Origin of the sequence: Salinihabitans flavidus, from assembly GCF_900110425.1 — a bacterium.
GTDB lineage: Bacteria > Pseudomonadota > Alphaproteobacteria > Rhodobacterales > Rhodobacteraceae > Salinihabitans > Salinihabitans flavidus.
The window spans coordinates 1-8,821 of record NZ_FODS01000054.1; the positions used below are offsets into that span (position 1 = coordinate 1).

At 60.3% G+C, this 8,821-nt stretch carries 6 protein-coding genes and 1 pseudogene; 5 read left to right on the forward strand and 2 right to left on the reverse strand.

Translation table 11 applies throughout. The features are described 5' to 3' along the window. Positions 1-227 (reverse strand): transposase (locus tag BMW66_RS19310; RefSeq protein ID WP_139196314.1); only part of this gene is annotated, 227 nt, incomplete at its 3' end. A 538-nt stretch (positions 228-765) separates the two neighbouring features. After that, a complete protein-coding gene (locus tag BMW66_RS19315) occupies positions 766-1,683 on the reverse strand; it encodes an IS5 family transposase (protein WP_093120782.1) in 918 nt (305 codons plus the stop codon). Between the two features lie 301 nt (positions 1,684-1,984). Here BMW66_RS19315 and BMW66_RS19320 point away from each other — a divergent pair, with 301 nt between their 5' ends. From BMW66_RS19320 to BMW66_RS19340, 5 genes and pseudogenes are all read left to right on the forward strand, one after another. Continuing rightward, positions 1,985-3,808, forward strand: a complete 1,824-nt coding sequence (locus BMW66_RS19320) for an SLC13 family permease (RefSeq protein WP_245729566.1) — start codon at positions 1,985-1,987, stop codon at positions 3,806-3,808. 260 nt (positions 3,809-4,068) lie between these two features. Further along, on the forward strand, positions 4,069-5,616 hold the full coding sequence (locus BMW66_RS19325; RefSeq protein ID WP_093120784.1) for a bifunctional aminoglycoside phosphotransferase/ATP-binding protein: 1,548 nt from the start codon (positions 4,069-4,071) through the stop codon (positions 5,614-5,616). A 58-nt stretch (positions 5,617-5,674) separates the two neighbouring features. Continuing rightward, complete coding sequence (locus BMW66_RS19330) at positions 5,675-6,526, forward strand: isochorismatase family protein (RefSeq protein ID WP_093120785.1); 852 nt, start codon at positions 5,675-5,677, stop codon at positions 6,524-6,526. 156 nt (positions 6,527-6,682) lie between these two features. Further along, entirely contained in the window at positions 6,683-7,672 is a 990-nt protein-coding gene (locus BMW66_RS19335) for an HlyD family secretion protein (protein ID WP_093120787.1), read from the forward strand. Continuing rightward, positions 7,662-8,729 (forward strand): annotated as a pseudogene (locus BMW66_RS19340) (ATP-binding cassette domain-containing protein); the annotation flags it as partial. The gene BMW66_RS19335 and the pseudogene BMW66_RS19340, both read left to right, overlap by 11 nt. Positions 8,730-8,821 lie beyond the last annotated feature (92 nt).

Below are 8,821 nucleotides of genomic sequence, written 5' to 3' on the forward strand. Positions count from 1 at the left end.
GAAACCGGCGGAAAGTCATTCGGCAGCATCCGCCACTGGCACCCGGTCGTCGCCATGTAGAGGATCGCGTCGAACACGTCGCGCAAGCTTGTCGTGCGGGGTCTGCCCGTGGTCTTGGGTGCGGGCATGAAAGGCGCGATCAGTGCCCATTCGGGGTCTGTCAAATCGCTTGCGTATTTGCCACCCGCTCGGGCATGCTGGCGGCGAGTGAGTTCGGTCCAAGCCATCGTGATCTCCGTTCAGCTTTGCAACCGAACAGAAGCACAACCTGCTGAACTCACTCAATTAGTTTCAAATCGGGCTCTGAGACAGCATAGAGGACTGCGACAGCGCGACCTTGACGCAAATCATCAATACCCTCGTGAGGCGAGGTTTCATGGGATTCTACTGACCGCGAGGTAACAGGGCAGGGGCGTTATAGGATGTGGCGCGCCACGAACTGAAAGCGCTGCGCGCGAGAAGGGCGTCCGCTGGCAATGAACAGGATCACTCCAGAGTTATCGCGTCATTCAGGATGTCAAGTCTGGTGATCCGATCAGCGCTTATGCGGTAGAAGATCAGGTATTGGCTTGAATTGATGCGGTGGATACCCCCGTGCGACGGCGTCCGCCGCATCAATTCAAGGAACGTCTGATCAAGGCGCTCGGCTGAGCCGAGATAGCGGCTTGATGGGTTTGCGGGGGTGCCAACTGGCCATTCGCGCCCGATTTCCCGGTTTCAGGGCCGTCTTGTCGGCGGTTCGGCGGATTTCGGACACAGTCCGCTTCATGCCAGCAGCTTTCGTCGCACCAGGAACAGGTTGCCGAAGGCAAAGAGCGTGAAGAGCTGGGCGCGGTTCTTGGCCAATCCGCGATAGCGGGTTTTCACGTGGCCGAACTGGCGCTTCACCACCCGGAAGGGATGCTCGACCTTGGCGCGAACCAAGGCGATGATGCGGTTGATGTCTTCGTCGACGAGATGTAGCCCGCCGCCCCTGGGCACCTTGCGCATGACGCCCCAGATCTTGCCCTGGCCAGTGAACGCCGCCTCGCGCTCGGCGCTGACATAGCCCTTGTCGGCCCAGACCCGGCTGTCGTGAACCGATCCGGTGCTGGTCCCCAGGCTGTGCACGACGCCGCTGTCGGCATCGACGCCGACATGCGCTTTCATGACGAAATACCAGTTGTTTCCTTTCTTCGTGGACGACATCTCCGGGTCGCGCGCGCCAGCCTCGTTCTTGGTAGAAGACGGCGCGTCGATGATGGTCGAATCCACCAGCGTGCCGGAGCGGAGGGTCATGCCCTTGTCGGCCAGATAGGCATTCACCTCGGCAAAGATCGCCTCGGTCATCTCGTGCCGCTCCAGCAGGTGGCAGAAGTTGAGGATGGTGGTCTCGTCCGGAATGCGATTGTCGCCCAGTTCAATCCCGGCAAACCGGCGCATCGCCTCGCTGTCGTAAAGCGTCTCCTCGGCCATTGGATCGCTCAGGGCGTACCAATTCTGCAGGAAGTAGACCCGCAACATAGTCTCCAGCAGAATCGACGGGCGCCCGCCACTGGGGCCGACCTTCGGGTAGTGCGGCTCGATCAACGCCAGCAAATGGCCCCACGGAACCACCGCATGCATTTCGGCGAGAAACTGCTCGCGCTGCGTCACCTTCTTCATCGCATCACGCAGGCCGGGAATGGCAGACTGTTTCGGCATCGGCAGGACTCCTCTGGCGGACGCCCCAAACTTATCAGAACAGGCCGCAAGTCGCAGGTTTTTCAGGCGTTCCTCAAGGTGACATACGCCCAACAAGTAGATCTATAGTCTCTGATCGACGAACGTGCGGCCTGTTCAGAACGGTTTATCAATTATAATCAGTGCGTAATAATGTTCTGTCTTTGGGTTGTGTTTTGGTCACATGATCTTTCACATTCAAGCGTTTCCTTTACACTTGGCCGATGTGAATTCTAGCTGCATGACACCTCCTCAGATCATCATATTCACAATAGTTGCAACTATGTTGCTGCTTTTTCTGTTGGGGCGTTTGCGACATGATGTGGTGGCGTTGGCCGCGCTGATGGCTTGCGTGATCGCGAGGCTAGTACCCGCCGACGAGGCTTTTTCCGGGTTCGGTCACCCGGCGGTAATCACCGTGGCTTGCGTGCTGATCCTCAGTCGCGGATTGCGGGAAACGGGCGCGGTGGATTGGCTCGCCCGCCGTGTGATCCGCCGCGAGGCTGGGCGATTGATGAGCATGTCGACGTTGCTGGGCCTTGGCGCGGCGCTTTCGGGCTTTATGAACAATGTAGGTGCGATGGCGCTGCTGATGCCGGTCGCCATAAAGATGTCACACCGGCTGGACCTGACACCCGGACAGGTGCTTATGCCACTGGCCCTTGGCACAATCCTTGGCGGCATGACAACTCTGACCGGTACGCCGCCGAATCTGATGGTCTCGAGCTTTCGCAACGATGCGGGATTCGGGCATTTCGGCATGTTTGACTTTGCCCCGGTCGGTGTTGCGGTCGCTCTGGTTGGGGTGGTGTTCATTGCGGTTGTTGGCTGGCGGTTGGTGCCCGTACGCAAATCCATCTCTGGAAAGGAATTCAGAACCGGAACCTATATGACCGAAGTGCGTATTCCTCAAGACAGCAAGGCCGAAGGCTTGACGCTACGCGGGTTCGAACGCGAAATCGAGGATAGCGAGGCGCAGATTGTGGGTATGGTGCGCAACGAGGTCCGGATGTTCGCGCCGCATGGTGCTCGACGCATTCGGTCTGGTGACATTCTTTTGATTGACGCCCATGTCGATGCGCTGGAAGGAGCACTGGCTGTCTTCGATATCAAGCTAGAGGAACAGCGGGTGTCTTCGGAGGACAGAAAGAATACGGATAGCACAAGTTCCAAAACCGAAGACACCGAAAGTGACAGCGCGAACGACAAGACTTCCGATAGGGATGAGGCGGATAGCATTGATAACGACGGAGAGATCGTACTGCGCGAATTCGCCATCCTGCCCGGATCGTATATTGCCGGGCAATCTGCTAGGGATCAGCGTCTGCGTACACGCTACGGTCTAAGTTTGCTGGCCGTGTCTCGCCGAGGGCAGCTGCCGCGGGCAAGGCTGCGTACACTGAAACTGAAATCCGGCGACCTTCTGCTATTGCAGGGTCCTGAAGATGCCATGTCCGAGTTTGCGAATGATACCGGGTGTGTGCCACTGCGCGAGCGCAAATTGTATATACCTGACAGGCGCAGAGCCGTAACCGCCGCTGCGATTATGCTGAGCGCGATAGGGGCTGTAACCCTAGGCCTGCTTCCAGCCGCCGCCGCCTTCACGCTTGGTGTTTTGGCGACCATGATCTTGCGTACCGTGCGACTGCAAGACATCTATATGACTATTGACTGGCCGGTAATCGTTATGCTGGCAGCTCTCATCCCGATCGCGGGTGCGATGCAGTCCACTGGGGCGGCGGATCTGATGGCAAATTTTCTGGTCTCGATCATTGCCCGGGGCAATGCAGTCGGCGCGCTGGTTGTGGTTCTGGTGACGGCCATGTTTCTTTCGGACGTGATGAACAACGCCGCAACGGCCGCTGTCCTATGCCCGATTGCGCTTGGCACCGCGGCAAGCTTGAACGCAAACCCCGACAGCTTCCTGATGGCGGTGGCGATCGGCGCCTCCTGTGCCTTCCTGACGCCGATCGGACACCAGAACGCAACCCTGATCCTTGGGCCCGGTGGGTTTAAGTTCGGCGATTACTGGAAACTGGGCCTGCCGCTCGAATGCCTCGTGGTTGCGGTCAGTATCCCGATCCTGCTGATCGTCTGGCCGCTCTGAAGTATGTGTTGCAGCACACCTCAGGAATGAGGGTAGCTGGTCTGCCTGCTGCGAAAGGCGTTGATGAACTGGTCGCGACATGCGCGCTGTGTTGCGCTATCCGGCATATCGCCCGTGTTCAGAATCACGCTGTTTGCGCCATCCCGCGTCATGGCTTTTCTTCTGCAATGCCAAGCGATGTCTCGCTCAATTAACCAGTGTTAAGGAAGACTGTCAGCAATAGGATAACGTTTGCAACATTACGGTTGCGGGGAACTAGAATGCGTCAAGAGGATCAGGAAACGACCAGGGCATTTCTGTCGGATCCCCACAGCTACGGGATAACCGACACCGTCGAGCGGATCGACACCCATATTTCGCACCTGTTTCTGGCGGGCAATCAGGTATTCAAGCTCAAGCGTGCTGTTCGTCTGCCCTATCTCGATTTTTCGACCCCGGAGCAGCGGCTGGCCGCCTGCGAGACGGAGTTGCGCCTCAATCGCCGTACCGCGCCGGAGCTTTATCTCGGGGTGCGCCGGATCACCGCCGGTGCAAATGGGCCTGAATTCGATGGATCAGGCGCACTTCTCGATGCGGTGGTCGAGATGCGCCGATTCGATCAGGACGCGCTGTTTGAGTCGATGGCGCAACGCGGGACGCTGACATCACGGTATCTCGATGAATTGGCGCAAGAGATCACGGCGTTGCATGCGAACGCCCGGGTGGACGATGACGCTGACGGCGTCGACAACATCAGATCGGTCCTGCGCGTCAACGCAGAGGCCTTCCGCCACAGCTCCGTCTTTGCCAAAGCCGATATCGCCCGCCTCGTTGCGGCCTTCAACGGTGCCCTCGAAACCCATGCCGCGCGGCTGGATGCGCGAGCGCGCACGGGCCAAATACGACGCTGCCATGGTGATTTGCATCTTCGCAATATCTGTCTTTATGAGGGGCGTGTCCAGCTGTTCGACTGCCTCGAGTTCAACGACGCGCTTGCGACCGTGGACGTGTTTTACGATCTGGCGTTTCTGGTTATGGACCTGTGCCATCGCGGCCTGCGGCGCGAGGCGTCGCAGGTTGTGAACCGTTATTGCGACGCATCCGGGCAGGAAGACGGTTATGTGCTGATGCCGTTTTTCATGGCCCTGCGCGCCGCAGTGCGGGCGCATGTCATCGCAACACAGGCCGAAACCGAGGCACGGGAGCGGGACAGGCTGGCGGAAGAGGCCTGCGCCTATTTCGATCTGGCCGAGCATCTGCTTGTGCCCGCCCCCGCGCGTCTGGTGGCATTGGGGGGGCTTAGCGGATCGGGCAAATCGACGTTTGCCGCAGCGCTCGCGCCGCATCTGGGCCCTGCGCCAGGTGCGCGGGTGATCGGCAGCGACCGCACGCGAAAGGCGATGTTCGACACAGCCTCTGATCAGCCGCTGCCGCCCGAAGCCTACAGCGCCGAGGTCTCCGCGCGGGTTTATACCGTGATTGCCGCGCGGTCGAAGCGACTGCTTGCAGATGGTGTCACCGTGATCGTCGAGGCGGTACATGACCGCGCCGAGGACCGCGCCCGGATTGCGACCGTGGCCGCTGCGACTGGCGCGCCGTTTGACGGGTTCTGGTTGCAGGCCGACCCCGAGGCCCTGCACGCTCGGCTGAAGATACGCGATCCCGGCGCTTCGGATGCCGATGCGCAGGTTCTTGCAAATCAACTCGCCCGCGCCCCGAAATCGACCGACTGGCAGCCCGTTTCAACGGCCGGGACCGTCACAGACAGCCTGACCGGGATCCTTGCGATAGTGACCGAGAGCAGGGGCAAGCCGTTCCACCGTCATTGACACATGGTCGCCCACGCAATGTTCACGTCATGCTTTGGCAACTGACAGGAGATTGATAATGACACAAGACGACAGCAAAATCCCCACCCTGAAAGAGGCGCTGCAGCAGCCTTGCAAGTTTCGCGACATGACGCTCGCGATGGAGCCGATGCCGAATTACAGTTGCACCCCGGATGGCCCTAATGGGACCCCGATCGCGTTCTGGGCTTCGTGGGAGTTGGCGGATCGTCCGCGCCGGATCGCCCTGCTTCTCGATGATTGTCAGGAAGAGTACCGTGACTATGCCGAGGGCATTCTGCCCAACATGGTGACATTGGTCGATACCTTCCGCACGGCGCGTGCCCGGAGTGACAGGGTCTGTATTGTCTGGAGTGCGTGGAGCCGACGTTTCGATGACGGCATATCGAACGCCATGGATCGCTGGTACGGCCCGAGGGGTTTGCGCCCGGAAAACCCGGAAAACGCGGCCTATGTCTTTACCGGGGCACCCGGGCTGGAACCTCTCACCGAGATCGCGCCAACGCAAGACGAGGTGGCGGAGGGTTGGTTCTATCATGGCAAGCATCTCGACATGTTCTGGACATTTGACGAGGACGGCGCGTCTTATCTCGACAAGATGCTCAAGGCTCATGATATCGACACGATCGTCATCGTCGGGCTGTGGACGGATGAATGCGTGCTGAGCACCGCTTATGCCGGCAATTCCCGGGGTTATGATGTGGTCGTGGTCGGCGATGCCGTCGCGACGGCGACCGCCAACCAGCAGACCGCGCTCACGGTCGCCAACAGCACGGTCGCGAAGGTGCTCTCGACCGGGGACGTCGTCCACTACATGCAAAAAGACTTTGTCACGGGACAGCCGGGGGCGGTGAAGGGCACGCGCTTTCCCGATGGCCGAAGGGAACGTTGAAATGGATGAGCGGTGTGCCGGGGGGCTGCAACCGGCGCTTTCGGTCATCTGCCTGTTTTATTCGGTGGGTCATATGCCCCAATGCGTCAGGACTGTTGAGTACAAACGTAACAAGGGCGGTGCTGATGTAGCCCATTACAGGAAAGGCATGCTGCGATGTCCATGAAGAAAAGCTTTTTGTATGGGGCGGGTATTCTCGTGCTTCTCGGGGCCGGGTTTCTTTATTGGGGGCTGACCGTGGATGATGGCCCACCTCCGGGATTCGCGACCGCAAACGGACGGATCGAGGCAGAACGCGTGGATGTGGCCACGAAATTCAGCGGTCGACTGACAGAGATCATGGTCAGCGAGGGCGACCGCGTCGAAGCGGATGAGGTGCTGGCCCGACTCGACGATACGCAGCTTCGGGCGAAATTGCGCGAGGCGCAGGCACAGGTTGGCGCGGCGCGTCAGACGCTTGCGGAACGTCGCGCGATGCTTGCGGAAAAGAAAAGCACCCTGACTTACGCCGAGAAGGAACTTTATCGCGCCCAAGAGCTGGGCGAGCGCGGGTTTGCGCCCGAAGAAACCATCGACTTGCGCCTGTCAAAGAAGGAATCGGCCGAGGCGGCGGTGGACTCGGCCAAGGCGGGCATCGCCGCGGCAGAGGCGCGGATCGAGGCGGCGCAGGCCACTGTTGACCGGCCGCGCGCGGATCTGGAGGAGTATGTCCTGCGTGCGCCCCGTGCGGGGCGGGTGCAGTATCGCCTGGCTGACACGGGAGAGGTGCTCGCTGCGGGCGCGCGTGTTCTCACGCTGCTGGATTTGACGGATGTCGTGATGACGGTCTACCTGCCAACAGGCGCGGCAGGACGGCTGAGCTATGGGGCCGAGGCGCGGCTGGTGCTCGATGCGGCCCCGCAATACGTGATCCCGGCCAGCGTCAGCTTTGTCGCTGGTGAGGCGCAGTTCACCCCCAAATTTGTCGAGACGGAGGAGGAGCGCGAGAACCTGATGTTCCGGGTCAAGCTGCGCATCCCGCCCGAGATCCTCGCCGACTATCAGGACGTGGTGAAGACCGGTGTCCCCGGTCTGGCCCATGTGCGCGTCGATCCGGGCGCGGAATGGCCTGCCTCTCTGGCTGTCCGGTTGCCCGATGTCGACTGAGACGATCACCGTCGATATGGCGCATATCAGCCACCGCTACGGGGCGATTTCGGCGCTGAATGATGTCAGTCTGCGCTTTGCGCAGGGCGATATGGTGAGGCTGATCGGTCCGGACGGGGTTGGCAAATCCACGCTTCTGGGCCTGATGGCCGGGATCCGGAGGATACAGCAGGGCCGGGTCGAAGTGCTGGGCGGCGACATGGCAGACCCCACGCATCGCGCCGCAAGCTATCCGCGCATCGCCTACATGCCGCAGGGCCTCGGGCGGAACCTCTACCCGACGCTGACGGTCCACGAGAATGTCGATTTCTTCGGTCGGCTCTTTGGTCAGGGCCCCTCAGAGCGTAAGGATCGGATAAGGGAGCTTCTGGAGAGTACCGGACTGGCCCCGTTCGCGGCGCGTCCGGCGGACAAGTTGTCGGGCGGCATGAAGCAGAAGCTGTCGCTTTGCTGTGCGCTGATCCATGACCCGGACCTGCTCATCCTCGATGAGCCCACGACCGGTGTCGATCCGCTGTCGCGCAAACAGTTCTGGGAGCTTATAGACCGCATTCGCGCGCGCAGCAAAGGCATGACAATGGCCATCGCCACGGCCTACATGTCGGAGGCCGAACGCTTTGACCACGTCGTTGCGATGGATGAGGGCCGGATTCTGGCAACCGGCACACCGCAGGATCTGCGCGTCCAGGCCGGGGCGGATACGCTGGAAGGGGCGTTCATTGCCTTCCTGCCCGAAGAAAAGCGCAAGGGCCATGGATCGGTGCATCTGCCGCCGCGCGACGTGGCCGAAGAAACCTCCGCCATCAAGGCCGAGGGGCTGACCAAGCGGTTCGGCGACTTCACTGCCGTTGACAATGTCAGTTTCGAAATCGGGAAAGGCGAGATTTTCGGATTTCTCGGGTCAAATGGGTGCGGCAAGACCACCACGATGAAGATGCTGACCGGTCTGCTGGATCCGACCGAGGGTCATGCACAGCTCTTTGGCAAGCCGGTGGACAGCAGCGATCTCGCGACGCGGCGCCGCGTCGGCTACATGTCGCAATCGTTTTCTCTCTATGTGTCCCATCCCGGATGATCATATAGACCCTCGCCGAACTGCATTGTTCATGGCAAGATCGATCCTGCGCGAGGTTCGGGACGAGGAAATGA